General features: G+C 68.8%; 12 protein-coding genes. 8 read left to right on the forward strand and 4 right to left on the reverse strand.

Going from position 1 to position 15,483, the window contains the following annotated elements; genetic code table 11:
• Positions 1–2 precede the first annotated feature (2 nt).
• Together NEF64_RS06515 and NEF64_RS06520 are read right to left on the reverse strand one after the other, a co-directional pair.
• Positions 3–3,161 (reverse strand): helicase-related protein, encoded by a 3,159-nt coding sequence (locus tag NEF64_RS06515; RefSeq protein WP_252574724.1) that lies wholly within the window; start codon positions 3,159–3,161, stop codon positions 3–5.
• Between the two features lie 91 nt (positions 3,162–3,252).
• Positions 3,253–3,951, reverse strand: a complete 699-nt coding sequence (locus NEF64_RS06520) for a Crp/Fnr family transcriptional regulator (RefSeq protein WP_162235377.1) — start codon at positions 3,949–3,951, stop codon at positions 3,253–3,255.
• Between the two features lie 171 nt (positions 3,952–4,122).
• On the opposite strand from NEF64_RS06520, the gene NEF64_RS06525 reads away from it, so the two are divergent.
• The 8 genes from NEF64_RS06525 (at position 4,123) to NEF64_RS06560 (ending at position 14,580) form a co-directional block, all read left to right on the forward strand.
• Positions 4,123–5,244: an alpha/beta hydrolase gene (locus NEF64_RS06525; RefSeq protein ID WP_235516359.1), complete on the forward strand. Its 1,122-nt coding sequence runs from the start codon at positions 4,123–4,125 to the stop codon at positions 5,242–5,244.
• Between the two features lie 134 nt (positions 5,245–5,378).
• Positions 5,379–7,412, forward strand: a complete 2,034-nt coding sequence (locus NEF64_RS06530; RefSeq protein ID WP_056406232.1) for an alpha/beta fold hydrolase — start codon at positions 5,379–5,381, stop codon at positions 7,410–7,412.
• A gap of 182 nt (positions 7,413–7,594) precedes the next feature.
• Complete coding sequence (locus tag NEF64_RS06535; protein WP_235516373.1) at positions 7,595–9,589, forward strand: HAD family hydrolase; 1,995 nt, start codon at positions 7,595–7,597, stop codon at positions 9,587–9,589.
• Positions 9,586–10,698: a glycosyltransferase gene (locus NEF64_RS06540; RefSeq protein ID WP_056406234.1), complete on the forward strand. Its 1,113-nt coding sequence runs from the start codon at positions 9,586–9,588 to the stop codon at positions 10,696–10,698. The genes NEF64_RS06535 and NEF64_RS06540 overlap by 4 nt, the downstream gene beginning before the upstream one ends.
• A 63-nt stretch (positions 10,699–10,761) precedes the next feature.
• Positions 10,762–11,682 (forward strand): glycosyltransferase family 2 protein, encoded by a 921-nt coding sequence (locus NEF64_RS06545; RefSeq protein ID WP_056406235.1) that lies wholly within the window; start codon positions 10,762–10,764, stop codon positions 11,680–11,682.
• Complete coding sequence (locus tag NEF64_RS06550) at positions 11,679–12,752, forward strand: glycosyltransferase (protein WP_056406236.1); 1,074 nt, start codon at positions 11,679–11,681, stop codon at positions 12,750–12,752. Before NEF64_RS06545 ends, NEF64_RS06550 begins: the two co-directional genes overlap by 4 nt.
• Positions 12,749–13,657, forward strand: coding sequence for a polysaccharide pyruvyl transferase family protein (locus tag NEF64_RS06555; RefSeq protein ID WP_234387512.1), 909 nt, complete (start codon positions 12,749–12,751; stop codon positions 13,655–13,657). The genes NEF64_RS06550 and NEF64_RS06555 overlap by 4 nt, the downstream gene beginning before the upstream one ends.
• The gene (locus NEF64_RS06560) at positions 13,654–14,580 is read left to right on the forward strand and encodes a glycosyltransferase family 2 protein (RefSeq protein WP_056406238.1); all 927 of its coding nucleotides are present in this window, start codon (positions 13,654–13,656) and stop codon (positions 14,578–14,580) included. The genes NEF64_RS06555 and NEF64_RS06560 overlap by 4 nt, the downstream gene beginning before the upstream one ends.
• A gap of 68 nt (positions 14,581–14,648) precedes the next feature.
• Here the strand turns inward: NEF64_RS06560 and nusG are convergent, their stop codons facing one another.
• Together nusG and secE are read right to left on the reverse strand one after the other, a co-directional pair.
• The gene (gene nusG / locus NEF64_RS06565; protein WP_031393771.1) at positions 14,649–15,185 is read right to left on the reverse strand and encodes a transcription termination/antitermination protein NusG; all 537 of its coding nucleotides are present in this window, start codon (positions 15,183–15,185) and stop codon (positions 14,649–14,651) included.
• A gap of 9 nt (positions 15,186–15,194) precedes the next feature.
• Positions 15,195–15,392 carry a preprotein translocase subunit SecE gene (gene secE / locus NEF64_RS06570; RefSeq protein ID WP_031393770.1) on the reverse strand — a complete coding sequence of 66 codons (198 nt, stop codon included), beginning with the start codon at positions 15,390–15,392 and terminating at the stop codon, positions 15,195–15,197.
• Between the last annotated feature and the right edge of the window lie 91 nt (positions 15,393–15,483).

Below are 15,483 nucleotides of genomic sequence, written 5' to 3' on the forward strand. Positions count from 1 at the left end.
CGTCACTCCGACAGGTCGCTCAGCAGCTCGCGGACGCGATCGAGGCGGGCGAGCGGATCCTCGATCCGTTCGCGTACCAGCCAGCGGCGCTTCGCCGGTTCGAACGGCGCCGGAAGGGCGGCGGTCGGATTCCCCGGCGTGAAGGCGATGGCGCCCGGGCCGACGTCGATCTGGCGAATGTCAGCGGCGGCGGCGAGCGCCCGGATCCGCGCGCATTCGAGCAGGCGGACGGCATTGTCGGGCAGCGCGCCGAACCGGTCCTCGAGCTCGGCCTGGAACGCGTCGAGCGCGGCGATGTCGGTCAGATGCGCGAGCTGGCCGTAGAGCGTCAGCCGCAGGTCGGTCTCGGGAATCCACTCCTCGGGAAGCATGCCGCCGACGTCGAGATTAAGCACCGGCTGGCACTGATCGACCGGTTCGCCGCGCGCGGCTTTCAGCGCGCGACCCAGCAGGTGCTGGTAGAGGTCGATACCGATCAGCTTCATGTGGCCAGCCTGATCCTCGCCGACCAGATCGCCCGCGCCGCGCATGTCGAGATCGCGCGCGCTGATCGCGAACCCCGCGCCGAGCTGGTCGAACGCCTGAAGCGTGCGCAGGCGCTTCATCGTGGCGTCGGCGATCGTGGCCTCGCCGTCGGTCGACAGCAGGATCTGGCCGCGCCGGCCGCCGCGTCCGACCCGACCGCGCAGCTGGTGAAGCTGCGACAGGCCAAACCGGTCGGCGTGGTGGACGATCATCGTGTTGGCGCGGGGCACGTCGAGCCCCGCCTCGATGATGTTGGTCGCGAGCAGCACATCGCCGTCACCCGCGGCAAAGCCCGCCATCGCGTCGTCGAGCTCGGCCGCGTCCATCTTGCCGTGCGCGATGACGAGGCCGAGCTCGGGGACGAGCCGCGCGAGCGTCTTCGCGAGCGGGGCGATGTCCTCGATCCGCGGCACGACGACAAAGCTCTGGCCGCCGCGCGCGCGTTCGCGGCGGAGCGCCTTGCGGACGGCGGCGTCGTCGAACGGCGCGACGATGGTGCGGATCGGCTGGCGGCGCGCGGGCGGAGTCGCGATGACCGAGATCGCCTGGATGCCGACCATCGCCGACTGGAGCGTGCGCGGGATCGGCGTGGCGCTGAGCGTGAGGACATGGCCCGCGCCCATGTCGCGCAGCGACGCCTTGGCCTTCGCGCCGAACCGCTGTTCCTCGTCAATCACGACGAGCGCGAGATCGGCAAAGGCGACGCCCTTGCCGCCAACCGCGCTGGTGCCGACCACGACCGCGATAGACCCGTCGGCGAGCCCGGCGCAGACGCGCTTGCGCTCGGCAGGCGTCGACAGCCGAGACAGCGCGGCGACCTCCAGCCCGGTGCCGACAAAGCGCGTGCGGAACGTTTCGAGATGCTGGCGGATCAGCACCGTGGTGGGCGCGACGATCGCGACCTGGCGACCGGCTAGCGCGACGAGCGCGGCGGCGCGAAGTGCGACCTCGGTCTTGCCATAGCCGACATCGCCGACGATCAGCCGGTCCATCGGCTTGCCGCTGGCGAGATCGCTGCGGACCGCCGCAATCGCGCGGGCCTGGTCGGGGGTCTCGGCGAAGGGAAAGCCCGCGGCGAACCGTTCGTAGAGCGCGACATCGGGGACGATCGGCGGCGTCGTCCGCGCGTCGCGTTCGGCGGCAACCGCCTGAAGCGCACGTGCGCTTTCGGCGATCGCGGTGTCGATCGCAGCGCGACGCTTGGTCCAGCTTCCGCCATCGAGCGTGTCGAGCGTCACTGCGTCCGCGTCCGCGCCATACCGCCAGATGCGATCGGCCTCGTGCACGGGGACGAGGCGGCGGGCGCCCTTGGCATAGTCGAGCACGATCGCGTCGGCCGCGACGCCATCGAGGTCGGGCAGCGCCTCGACCCCAAGAACGCGACCGATGCCGTGATCCTCATGCACAACGATGTCGCCGGTCTGCAGCGTCGCACCTTCGGCAAAGGCCGCAACGCCAACACCGGGACCGTCGTCCAGTCGTGCGCGGCTGCCGAGCAGATCGGCGGCGGCGACGATGGTAAGATCGGCATGGACAAAGCCCTGGTCGAGCGGAGCGTAGAGCAGTGACACCGAACCGACGGGTGCGGCCGCCGCCTCGGCAAGGCTGTCGACGGGTTCGGCGTCGACGCCGAGCCGCGATGCGAGGAAACGAAGGTCACGCGCGGACCCGGCGATCGCGAGCCGGCCGTCGGCGATCACCGAACGGGCAAATCGACGGAAGGCGCGGACCGGGTCGCGCCGCTCGATGAAGCGCGGGGTGCGTTCGACCGGGGTGTCGGTGGCGAGGATTTGGCGGCCGGCGGTCGCCTTGTTCCAGGCGCGCGTGTCGACTAGCGCGGCCTTGACCTGACGCGCCGCGGTGCCGTCGGCGGCAAGCGCTAGGAACCGGGTGCGGCGGTCGTCGACCAGCGGGTCGAAATGGAGCGCGGCGTCGGGCAGATGCTCGGTGATCGCGACGCCGTCACCCAGATCGGGTTCGCAGGCGCGACCGACGATCACCGCGTCGAGCGTTTCAAGGCTGCGCTGCGACACCGGGTCATAGCTGCGAATTTCGGTGATAATCGAATCGTCGTCGAATTCGATCCGGGCGGGGTTCGCACGATCGGCTGGAAACAGGTCGACGACGCTGCCGCGGATCGCGATCTCGCCGGGTTCGTCGACGCGGTCGTCGATCGTGTAGCCGATCGTGTCGGCGAGCGCGGGCAGCGCGGCGATGTCGATCGTGTCGCCGACGCGGAACACCGGTGGCGCCTCGTCGAACGCGGCGGGGGCGGGATAGCGGACCGCGCTCGCCTCTACGGACAGGACGAGGAGGATCGGGTCAGTCGAGGCTGTAGCGGTCGCGGCGCGCAGACGGCGCAGCGCCTCGACCCGGCGGCCGACATTGGCGGCGCTGGGCGGCGCGGAGTCGCCGGGGAGCGCATCGCTCGCAACGAGATGGACGACGGTCATCGCAGGGGCGAACCCCTCCGCGAGACAGGCGATCGCCTCGGCGCGAGCCTCGTCCTCGACCACCAGAATGGCACGGTCGATCCCGGCGGTCAGCAGCTCGGCAACGACCATCGCCGCGGGCAGGGTTGCCGGTGCGGCGCGCGTGTCGCCCGGCAGGTCGATATGGTCGGTACGCTTCAGCATGGCCCCTCCGGTCGGGCCGTCGGCGCCCATTGAATGAACGGTATGCGGACCGGCTCGTTCCGTGATCCGTGCACGAAATGTTCCGACCGGCTCAGCCGAGCAGGCGGCGATACTCGGATTCGGCATGGCCATAGGTGTCGCCCGCCATCCGCATCAGAATGTCGCGGTCGCGGACCAGCACGCGGCCGCGGACCGAGCGAATCGCATGCTCCTCCTCGAGCCGGTGGAGCGCGTCGGTCACGCTGCTGCGCCGGACGCCGAGCATCAGGCGGAACTCCTCATGCGTCATGCAGATCGCGTCGTCGCGGATGCGGTCGTGATAGAGCAGGATCCAGCGCGCCATGCGTCGCTCGATCGAATGGGCGAGCGACGAGACGATCGTGCGGCCCATCTGGGTCATGAACACCTGCACGAAACGGAGCAGCGCGAGCTGCAGCGTGTCGCTCTGCGCGGCGGCGGCGTGGAAGCGGTCGAGCGGGAGCTGCAGCGCGACGCCCTGTTCGGCGCGCATCACGACGTCATAGGGCGAGCGGTCATCGCCGAGCAGCGCGGACCAGCCGACAAAGCCCTCCGCACCGATCAGCCCGACCGCGAACCGATGATCGCCCTCGAGCGCGTCGAGCACGCCGGCGATCCCCTCCTCGGGAAAGCAGAGCGTCTCGATCCGGTCGCCCGCACGCGTCAGCGACTCGCCCACCGCAAAGGGGACGCGGTCGAGATGCGGGGCGATCAACGCGAAGTCGTCGGGGCTCAGGCGCTGGAGCAGCCGGTTTCCTGTGCCTCGCGCCAACGACGCGTCGCCAGCCCCATCCCGATCGATGGTCTCCAGTCGATTGTCGCCCACCATCATGCCCCCTGAAACACTGCACGAATTCAATACGATCCGGTCTTCGTCCGGTTTCGTACAGCAACTCCCACGCCGCCGCCGGGGTTGCGCCTTTCAATGTTACAGGAGGCAAATTTGACACATTCCATTCGACGGACGCTGCTCGCCGGCGTGTTTGCATCGACGCTCGTACTCATCCCGGGCGCTGCGTTCGCCCAGTCGGCACGCAGCGTCACCGCGCCGCCGCCGCCCCCGCCGCCCGCCACCAAGATGGCGCCGGCCAAGGCTGCGCCCGACATGCAGGCCGTCCTCGACGCGCTGGCCGGCCTCGGCGGCAAACCGATCGAGACGCTGACGCCAGCCGAAGCACGCCAACAGCCCTCGGCTGCGGATGGCGCCAAGGCGGTGATGGCACAGAAGGGGATGCCGACGACGCCCGACGCGTCGGTGACGACGCAGGACATTCCGTACGGCAGCGACGCCAAGCAGTTCGCCCGCGTGTACAAGCCGGCAAGCGCGGCCAATGCCAAGGGCCTGCCGGTCGTGGTCTATTATCACGGCGGCGGCTGGGTGATCGCGGACGTCGCGACCTATGATGCGGCACCGCGCGCGATGGCAAAGGCGCTGAACGCGATCGTCGTGTCGGTCGAATATCGTCATGCGCCCGAGTTCAAGTTCCCCGCGCAGCATGACGACGCAGCGGCGGCCTATCGCTGGACGCTGGCCAATGCCGCGGCATGGGGTGGCAACCCGGCGAAGATCGCGGTTGCGGGCGAGAGCGCCGGCGGCAATCTGGCGGTCGCGACGGCGATCTATGCCCGCGACAATCGCCTGACCGCGCCGCTGCACATCGTCTCGGTCTATCCGATCGCCAACAGCAGCAAGACGCTGCCGTCGCGCCGGGATTCGGCGAATGCGAAGCCGCTTAACGGCGCGATGCTGCCGTGGTTCGGCTATTACTACCAGACCAGCAAGGCGGATGCGCAGGATCCGCGGCTGAACCTGGTCGGGGCGAATCTGCGCGGGCTGCCGCCGACGACGATCATCAATGCGCAGATCGATCCACTGCGGTCGGACGGCGAGACGCTGGCCGCGGCGATGCGTGCGGCGGGCGACACGGTCGAACAGCGTACCTTCCCGGGCGTGACGCATGAATTCTTCGGCATGGGCACGATCGTGCGCGGCGCCAAGGATGCGAACGATCTCGCGGTGGCGCGGCTGAAGGCGGCGTTCGCCATGGCTCCTGCGAAGCGCTGATGCGTTGGGAGGGGGATCCTCTCTCCCTCCCGATCCTGCAGCGAGTAATGCCATGACGTCGACGACCCATGCCTCTCCGCCCCGCTATCACGCCTTCGGGCGGGTTGTGCCCCTGCCGATGGCGGAGCGCTGAGATGCCGGTGATAACCACGCCGACGCTGGCGATCGCCTATACCGATACGGGCCCGCGCGAGGGCGACGCGGTGCTGTTGCTGCACGGCTGGCCCGATGATTCCTCGACCTGGGACGACGTCCTGCCCGCGCTTCATGCGGCGGGGCTGCGCACGATCGTGCCGAGCCTGCGCGGGTTCGGCGAAACGCGGTTCGTGGCGGCGGATACGCCGCGCACCGGCAACAGCGCGGTGCTGGCGATGGACGCGATCGCATTGATGGACGGGCTGGGGATCGCACGGTTCATGGTCGCCGGGCACGACTGGGGCTCGAACATCGCCGAAGCGCTGGCGGTCGGATGGCCCGACCGGGTTCAGCGGATCGCGATGCTCGCGACGCCGCCGCGACTGGGCGGCATGCCGACGCCGCCGTTCGAACAGACGCAGCGGCAATGGTATCACTGGTTCATGGCCACCGCGCGCGGCGCGCAGGCGGTGCGCGATGACCCCAGGGGATTTGCGCATGTCCACTGGACCAACTGGTCGCCGCCGGGCTGGTTCGACGAGGCGACCTTTGCGCGAGTGGCGCGCGCGTTCGGGAATCCGGACTGGGTCGACGTCACGCTGCACAGCTATCGCGCGCGCTGGGACGAGGCGGCGCCCGACCCCGCGAGCGTCTGGCTTGAGGAAGCGGTAAAGGCGAGCGAGACGCTGTCGCTGCCCGCGCTGTACATTCAGGGTGCGGAGGACGGGGTGAACCCGCCGAGCGCGACCACCGCGGTACCGGAGAAATTCTCGGGCCCCTTTGCCTTCGTCACCTTGCCGGGCGTCGGCCATTTTCCACAGCGTGAGCGGCCCGAGGCGGTCGCCGACCTGCTCGTCACGCTGTTCACCGGCGATCCCGCCACCTTGTCCGACACGATTTACCGGAGCCAAGACATGTCCAAGTTCAAACCCCTTCTCGCAGGCGCCGCGCTGTTCGCACTCGCCGCCGCCGCAACCGCGGCCGGCGTCGCACAGGCCAAGACCGCGGCGAGCCCGCTGACTCAGGTGGCGACGTTCGACCACCAGGTGACCGGCGTCGCGGTGACCGCGGACGGACGACGGTTCGTCAACTTCCCGCGCTGGACCGACGATGCGCCGATCTCGGTCGCCGAGGTGCTGCCGGACGGAAAGCTTAAGGCCTATCCCGACGATACGTGGAACAGCTGGCGCAACGCGCGCGCGAACGAATTGCCGGTCGGCGACTATTTCGTCTGCGTCCAGTCGATCGTGCCCGATGGCCACGGCAATCTGTGGGTGCTCGATCCCGGCGCGCCCGGTAACGAAAAGCCGCTCGAGGGAGCACCGAAGCTGGTCAGGATCGACCTGGCGACGAACCGCGTGACCAAGGTGATCAACGTCGCGCCCGATGTTGCGCTGCAGGGTACGTACCTCAACGACATCCGCTTCTCGCCCGACGGCAAGACCGGCTATATCACCGATTCTGGCACGCGCGGCGCGATCATCGTAATCGACCTGGAGAGCGGCAAGGGGATGCGCGCACTCGACGGGCATGGCTCGACGCAGATCGACAAGAGCGTGACGGTCATGACCGACGGCAAGCCGCTGGTCCGCCCCGATGGCCGCCAGCCGGCCTTCTCCGCGGACGGGATCGCGATCTCAAACGATGGCAAAACGCTGTATTACCAGGCACTCACCGGCAAGACGCTGTACGCGATCGATACCGGGCTGCTCCGCGAGGGCGTGAGCGCAGCGCAGCAGGCGGCGGGGGTGAAGACCATCGCCGAGACGCATGTCGCGGACGGTTTGTGGATGAGCAAGGCGGGGGTGCTGTACATCACGTCGCCCACCGACGACAGCATCACGCGGCTGGTCGGCGATCATGTCGAGCCGGTGCTGACCGACAAGCGGCTGCGCTGGCCCGACACGTTTTCGGAAGGGCCGGACGGCCGGATCTATGTGACGGCGAGCCATATCCAGGACACCAACTGGTTCAAGCCGGGCGCGCCGGCCTCGCTGCCGACCGCGCTGTTCGCGTTCGACCCCGCGCGGTGACATGAACGGGCGCCCCGGGCATGCAGACATGCCGGGGCGGCTCTGCCCGGCAGCGGCAGAAAACGTCAGATTGCAACAGGGTTAACATAGCGCAACGCGATAACCGCGCACCCCGGGATCGAATGTCGTGGCGTGTCGTTTCGCCATACTAACGATACGGGGTCGCCTTGTTCATTCTGCATTTGGCCCTCGGGGGCTGCCTGAAAGCGCCGCCCATTGACTTCGGCATTACGGCCGACTCCGGGGGGCATCTTGCCTATGTGGTCGACGCAGCATTGGTTCAGGCAGAGCTTCCCGGTGTGGACCGGGTCTCGATCGTTACCCGTTTGTTCCGGTCTGCGGATCTGCCATCCGTGCATGGCCAGCGATCGGAGCGCGTCACCGACAAATTGACGATCGACCGGGTCGATAGTGGCGACGACCGCTATCTCGAAAAGGAGGCGCTCGCCGCCGACCTGCCCGCATTCACCGAGGCGTTTTGCCGTCACATCGCCGGACAGGCGGTCATGCCCAACGTCATCCATGCGCATTTCGCCGATGCCGCAGCGGTCGCGATCGAGGCACGCCGCCGGTTCGGCATTCCGTTCGTGTACACGCCGCATGCGCTGGCGATCGACAAGCGGCGGCAGGGCCTTGGCGGAGCCGAACTCGACACGCGGATTGCGGCGGAAACCACCGCGATCGCTGCGGCAGACGCGCTGATCGTATCGACGCGGGACGAGGCCGAACGGCAGGTCCCGGCCTATGGCGTCGAGGTCGCGGGCCGGATCCACTGCGTCCCGCCAGGCGTACCCCGCCGTCCCGATACAGGAGGCACGGTGACGCTGGTCGACAGCTTGGAAGACTGGCTCGATCGGCCGGATCTCCCGATCCTGCTGGCGATCGCGCGACCGGTGGCGAAGAAGAACCTCGCGGCCTTTGTCCGCGCGTTCGCGGCGGATCCGGTTCTGCACGAACGTGCGAATCTGGTGATCCTCGCCGGGCAACATGGGGGCCAGTCGTCAAGTGAGGAACGGGCGGTGCTGGGCGAACTGCAGGCGCTTGCCGCTAGTCCTGCGCTGCGTGGGCGCTTTGCCTTGCCGCCGCGGCACGATGCGGCGGACGTCACCGCGCTGTACCGGCGAGCGGCGGCAGGCGGCGTGTTCGTCAACCCGGCGCTGCACGAGCCGTTCGGGCTGACCCTGATCGAAGCGGCAGCGGCCGGCGTTCCGGTCGTTGCGACCCGCAACGGAGGGCCAGCGGAGATCGTCGCGCAGATCGGTCACGGCTTGCTGGTCGATCCGCGCGACGAGCCGGGAATTGCGGCGGCGTGTCGTGCGGTGATCGGGGATGCGGGGCTTCACGCGCGGTTGAGCCGGGCGGCACGTGTCGGAAGTGCGGCATATGACTGGCGGCGCTATGCCGATGCAGCGATCGACATCTACGCGGCGTTGCGGCGCCAGCCTGCCCTGCTGGCATGCGACATCGACAACACGCTGACCGGGTCGGTCGATGGTGCAGCGGCTTTCGCACGTTGGCGGCATGGCAGCAGCCTGCCGTTCGTGGTCGCGACGGGGCGCAGCTTCGCCGAGGCGCGCGCGGTGCTGGCGCAGTGGCATTTGCCCGAGCCGGACGCGTTCATTGTCGATGTCGGGACGCGGATCCTCCGTCCGGCGGCGCAAGGCGGGTGGCAGTCCTGCGCAGCGTTCACTGACGCGCTCGATAAGGACTGGGACCGGGCGGCGGTACGTGCGGCGATTGCCCCGCTCGGCATCTGCGCTCAGCCGGTCGTTACCGAGGGCGCGCACAAGCTCAGCTTCTTTGGCGACGCCGCCGACGTCGCAGCGATCCGCACGGCTCTGGCGCAGGCGGGGCTTGCAGCGCGGGTCGTGTTCTCGCACGGCCGGCTGATCGACGTGCTGTCCCCCGGTGGTGGCAAGGCGGCGGCGATCGCGGCCTATGCGGCCGGGTTGGGATTGACGCTCGACGACTGCATCGCAGCGGGCGACAGCGGCAATGACCTCGACATGCTCGACGCGTGCGGGTTCGCGATTGTTGTTGCCAATGCGAGTGATGAACTGGCGACACTTGCTGCGCGTCCCGGGCTGCATCGCGCCACGCGCAACCATGCCGCCGGGGTGGTCGAGGGGCTGGCGCGGCTCGGATTGACCACGCCGGCCGTGCAAGTCGCGGCATGACGCGTCCGTTCGGCTATTTCGTCCACCATCAGGGTCGCGGACATGCGGAACGCTGTGCCGCGATCCTGCAGGCGCTGCCGCCGTCGCGTCCCGTGACGATCTTCTGCGCGCGCGACGACATCTTCCCCGCGCTGCCGGCACAGGCGCGGATCGTAACGATCCCGTCGCTGTTCGAGCCGACCGGGCAGGAAGTGGCGATGGACTGGGTCGCGACGCCCGCGACGCTGCACTGCGCACCGCTCGGCTGGCCGGGGATCCGAAGCGCGATGGCGACGATCGCCGACTGGTTCGCGCAAGCGGACCCCGCGCTGATGATCTGCGACGTGTCTGCGGAGATCGCGCAGCTGGCGCGGATCTGCAGCGTGCCGCACGTCAAGGTGCTGCAGCATGGCGACCGCGGCGATGCCGGGCACCGCGCGGCCTATGACGGCGCCGCCGGGCTGCTCGCCGCGTTCCACCGCGATCTCGCCCAGCCCGACTGGGACGCGGCGATGGTCGAAAAGACCTGTTTCGCCGGAGGGCTGGGGGTCGATACGCAGGGCCCCGACCGGAGCGCGGCGCGGGAGCGGCTGGGGATCGGCGAGCGCGAGGAGATGATCCTCGTCATGGCCGGCGGCGGCGGCAGCGGGTTCGGGCAGGCGCCACTGGGCGTCGGCGCGCGCAGCCGGCCTGCCGCGCGCTGGATCACGATCGGGCCGGTCGTGCGCGACTGGCATGCGACCGAGCCCGCCAATATCGAACATCGCGGCTGGGTGGAGAATGCGGCGGACTATGTCGCGGCGGCGGATCTGGTGATCGCGTCGACGGGCAACACGACCTGCCAGCAGATCCTGGCGGCGGCGCGGCCGTGGATCGCGGTACCCGAGTGGCGCTATTTCGACGAGCAGCACCGCAAGGCCGACGCGCTGGGCGCGGCGGGGGTGGCGTGCATCCGGCCGCATCTGCCGTCGTCGGCGGACGCGTGGACGCAGGCGATCGACGCCGCCTATGCGCAGCACCGCCCCGAGCGGCAGCGCGCGATGATCGCCGAGGCCCCCGCCGACGATGCCGCGCGCTGGCTCGAAGCGCTGGCGGCAAGGCTCTGGGGCACGGCACCGCACCCGGCCTGATCCGTTCTGCCCCCGTCGTTACCCTGTTCCGTCCTGTTCCCAGATCCCATTGGAGCCCTGCCCATGTCCGCTATCTCGATCGTCACGCTGGCCAAGGGGCGGGCCGAGCATCTCTACAATCTGGTTTTGGGGCTCACGCGACAGACGACCCCGCCGCGCGAACTGATCGTCGCGGTGATGCAGGACGAGCCCTATGTCCTGCCCGAGACGGATTTTCCGGTCCGACAGCTGATGATCGCGGGCGAGGCGTTGCCGCTGGCCGCGGCGCGCAACCTGGCGGCGCGGACCGCGACGGGGGAGGGGCTGATCTTCCTCGACATGGACTGCATCCCCGCGCCGGGCCTGGTGGCGGACTATGCCGGGCATCTGGCCACCTATGACGGGTTGCTGATGGGCGAGGTGATGTACCTGCCGGGCGGCGCGACGAAGGGGGACTGGCGCAGCGAGGATTTCGCGGCAGTCGCGGTGCGGCATTCGGACCGGCGCGGCCCGCCTGCGGAGGGGATCGAGGCGTGCAACGACTATCGCTGTTTCTGGTCGCTCAACTTCGCGATGCGGCGCGCGACCTTCCTCGCGGTCGGCGGATTCCACGAGGGCTATAACGGCTATGGCGGCGAGGATACCGATTTCGGCAAGGTGCTCGACACCGCAGGCGTGCCGATCGCGTGGATCAAGGGCGGGCTGGCGCATCATCAATATCATCCGCATCACATGCCGCCGGTCCATCATCTCGACAGCGTGATCCGCAATGCCGAGCTGTTCGAGGCGCGCTGGGGCTATCGGACGATGGGGCACTGGCTGCACGCATTCCGGCTGATGGGGCTGATCGACGATCGGCCCGGCCAGCCGATCCGCGTGCTGCGCCGCCCCGATGACGCGGATCTCGCGCTGACCGGGCAGCAGAGCCACCAGCCCTATGCCAATACCGCAAGCGTCATCCGGCTGCTGGAAGAGCGTGTCGCCGCGAGTGCCGCGGCGGCGTGAGGATCGCCTTGCTCTCGCACGTCCGCCAGCGGATCGCGCAGCCGTTCATGGGCGGGATGGAATCGCACAGCTGGTATCTGGCGGAAGGGCTGCAGGCACGCGGGCACGACGTCGTGCTGTTCGCCAGCGGCGACAGCGACCCGCGCTTCGCGATCGATCCGGTGCTGCCCCAGCATTATGAGCGGGTGTTTCCCTGGGCCGAGCATCGCGGGTCGGCACCGCTGATCGCGCATGTCGACCAAGGCTATATCGCGGCGTGCGAGAGGATCGCGGCGGGCGGGTTCGACGTGGTACACAACAACAGCCTGAGCCGCTTTCCGATCGAGCTGCAGCGGACCGCGATCGTGCCGACCGTCACCTCGCTCCACGTGCCGCCCTATGACGCGCTGCACTGGTTCGTGAAGGCGAGCCCGTCACCGACGCACCGGCTGACGGTTACGTCGCAATCACAGTTGCGCGCCTGGTGGCCCGACGGTGCGCCCGCCGAGGCATCGGTGCTGCACAACGGCATCGACCCCGCGGCGTGGGGGTTCTCGCCCGCAGGGGACGGCAGCGCGATCTGGTCGGGACGGATGACGCCGAACAAGGGGCCGCATCTGGCGGTGCAGGCGGCACGGCGCGCGGGCGTAGCGATCACGCTGTACGGGCAGATCGAAGATCCGGACTATTGGACGGCCGAGGTCGCGCCGCATCTGGGATCCGACGTTCGGTATGGCGGACATCTGGACGGCGCGGCGCTGGCGTCGGCGCTCGGGCAGGCGTCGGTGTTCCTGTTCACGCCGTGCTGGGACGAGCCGTTCGGGCTGGTTGCGGCGGAGGCGATGGCGTGCGGCCTGCCAGTCGCCGCGTTTGACATGGGCGCGGCGCGCGAGGTCGTGGGCGAGGCGGGGTGCCTTGCAGCGCCGGGCGACGTCGAGGGGCTGGCGGCGGCGATCCCTGCGGCGATGGCGATCCCGCGCGATGTACCGCGTGCGCGGGTCGAACGGCTGTTCACGCGCGACCGCTGGCTCGACCGGTGCGAGGCACTGTATGCGGAGGTATGCGCGGCCAAGGCGGAGATGGTCGCGTGACTGTGTCTGCACGGATACGGGGCGATGACGTCATCGCGGCGCAGCAGGAGGCGCTGGCGGCGCTGTACCGGCAGCATGTCGGGCACGGCGACCGCTATGCGCTGCTCGACTTTCCCGATCACGCCAATGTCGGCGACAGCGCGATCTGGCTGGGCGAGATCGCCATGCTCCGCGCGATCACCGGGCGCGATCCCGATCATGTCTGTACCTGGGACGCGTTCGACGCGGACGCGTTTCGCCGCGACAGCCCGGCGGGGGTCGTGTTCCTGCACGGCGGCGGCAATCTGGGGGATATCTGGCCGCATCATCAGCGGTTTCGCGAGGCAATGCTGGCGGAGTTTCGCGACCGGACGATCGTCCAGCTGCCCCAGTCGATCCATTTCCGCGCTGGCGAGGGGCTCGACCGCTTCGCCGCCTGCGTCGCCGCGCACCCCGATTTCCACCTTTATGTCCGCGATGCGCAGAGCCTCGACCTTGCGCGGCCTCTGTCCTGCCCGGTCGCGCTGGCGCCCGATTCCGCGTTCGCGCTGGGGGCGCAGTCGCGTGGGCCGGCGGATTGCGACCTGCTGATGCTGATGCGGACCGATGACGAGCGCGTGGCGGGGGATCGCGGGCCGGTGCCGGAGGGGGCGGTGGTGCTCGACTGGCTCGAGGATGGCATGCTGCCGGCTTGGGAGGCGGGGGTGCCGCGTGCTGCGCACTATGAGCGGCTGGCTGGTGCGCGGGTCGCGCGCGGGCTGACGCTCCTGTCGCGCGGGCGGCAGATCGTCACCGACCGGCTGCACGCGCATATTCTCGCGCTGCTGCTGGGCATCCCGCACGTCGCGCTCGACAATGATTATGGCAAGCTGTCCGCCTATATTGCCGCCTGGACCGCGCCGTCGCCGCTGCTGCTGCGCGAATGATCGACGTCAGTGTGCTGATCTGCACGCGCGACCGTGGGGCGTCGCTGTCGCGCACGCTCGACTCGGTGACGCGCGCGGTCGGCGTTGCGGGGGATGTGGCGGTCGAGATGGTCGTCGTCGACAACGGGTCGAGCGACGATACTGCGGCGCGTCTGGCAGCCTGGCAGGCGGAGCAGGCGTTTCCCGTGATGCTGCTGGCCGAGCCGCGCGCGGGGCTGGCGCGGGCGCGCAATCTGGGGCTGGCGCATGTCCGCGGGCGGATCGTCGCGATGACCGACGACGATTGCGTGCTCAAGCCGGACTATCTGCTCGCGCTCGTCCGCCGGTTCGCGGGGGTCGCGACGCCGACGATCGTCGGCGGGCGGATCCTGCCGGGCGATGCCGCAGACCTGCCGGTGACGCTGAAGCTCGAGGATCATCCGATGGAGCCGGTGCCGGGGGCGTTTCCCGGCGGGTTCGTGATGGGCGCGAACCTTGCCTTCACGCGCGACGTCATCGTGCGGACGGGCCGGTTCGACACCCGGTTCGGCGCGGGCGCGCGGTTCGTGGCGGCGGAGGATACCGATTTCCTGTTCCGCGCGATCGCGGCCGGGGTGGTCGTCGCCTATGACCCGTATTTCGCCGTCGAGCATCATCATGGGCGCTGCCGGCCCGATCAGGTGATCGCGCTGCTCGCGGGCTATGGCTATGGCGACGGCGCGCTCTACGCCAAGCATATCCTGACCGACTGGCGAATCCTGGGGGCGATCCGCCGCGACCTTGGCGATGCGCTCGGCGAGATCCGCGCGGGGACGCGGCCCTTTCCCTATATCCGGCGCTTCCACAGTTTCCGCCTGCGCCACATGCTGCGCGGCTTTCTCGCTTATGCCGGGCACGGGCTTACGGCGCGGGTACGGCTCTCAAACGCACACGAAAAGGCCTGATGCCGCGGCGTCGCAGCATCAGGCCCCTCATCATTCGTATCGACTGAGCCCGCAGACTCAGGCGGTGATTACTTCGAGCGCTCGACCTGCTCGAACTCGAGCTCGACCGGGGTGGCGCGACCGAAGATCGACACCGACACCTTGACGCGGCTGCGGTCGAAATCGAGTTCCTCGACCAGACCGTTGAAGCTCGCGAACGGACCGTCGAGAACCTTGACCTGATCGCCGATCTCGTAGTCGACCTTGACCTTCTGCTTGGGAGCGGCCGCGGCCTCTTCCTTGCTGTTGAGCATCCGCGTGGCTTCCGCCTCGCTGATCGCCTGCGGCTTGCCCATGCTGCCGAGGAAGCCGGTCACCTTGGGGGTGTTCTTGACGAGGTGATAGACGTCGTCATTCATGTTCAACTTGGCGAGAACATAGCCCGGCATGAACTTACGCTCGACCGCGATCTTCTTGCCGCGACGGGCCTCGGTGATCGTCTCGGTGGGGACTTCGATCTGCTCGACGAGCTGCTCGAGACCCATGCGGGTCGCCTCTGCCATGATCGAGTCGCGGACCTTGCCCTCGAAGCCCGAATAGGCGTGAATGATGTACCAGCGCGCCATGTGCGGACCTTATTGAGCGAGTTTCAGAAGGGCGGTGACGATCGCCTGAAGGATCGAGTCGACGCCGAAGAAGAAGAGCGCGAGGATCGTCGTCATGATGACGACCATCACCCCGGTCATGATCGTCTCGCGACGCGTCGGCCACGTAACCTTCGAGGTTTCGGTGCGGACCTGCCGGATGAATTCGAGTGGGGACGTTTTAGCCACGGTGCTGTTCGAACCCGCCTGATGGAGACATGAAAAGAAGCGAGGCATAGACCCATAACCCGCTCCCTGTGAAGGGTCGCCCCGTCAATAG

The organism is Sphingomonas aerolata (assembly GCF_023935825.1).
Taxonomy (GTDB): domain Bacteria; phylum Pseudomonadota; class Alphaproteobacteria; order Sphingomonadales; family Sphingomonadaceae; genus Sphingomonas; species Sphingomonas aerolata.

Coding starts and splice junctions, on each gene's coding strand:
- NEF64_RS06540 (WP_056406234.1), top strand. CDS start 9,586: ATGACGCGTCCGTTCGGCTATTTCGTCCACCATCAGGGTCGCGGACAT.
- NEF64_RS06560 (WP_056406238.1), top strand. CDS start 13,654: ATGATCGACGTCAGTGTGCTGATCTGCACGCGCGACCGTGGGGCGTCG.
- nusG (WP_031393771.1), bottom strand. CDS start 15,185: ATGGCGCGCTGGTACATCATTCACGCCTATTCGGGCTTCGAGGGCAAG.
- NEF64_RS06530 (WP_056406232.1), top strand. CDS start 5,379: ATGCCGGTGATAACCACGCCGACGCTGGCGATCGCCTATACCGATACG.
- NEF64_RS06545 (WP_056406235.1), top strand. CDS start 10,762: ATGTCCGCTATCTCGATCGTCACGCTGGCCAAGGGGCGGGCCGAGCAT.
- NEF64_RS06515 (WP_252574724.1), bottom strand. CDS start 3,161: ATGCTGAAGCGTACCGACCATATCGACCTGCCGGGCGACACGCGCGCC.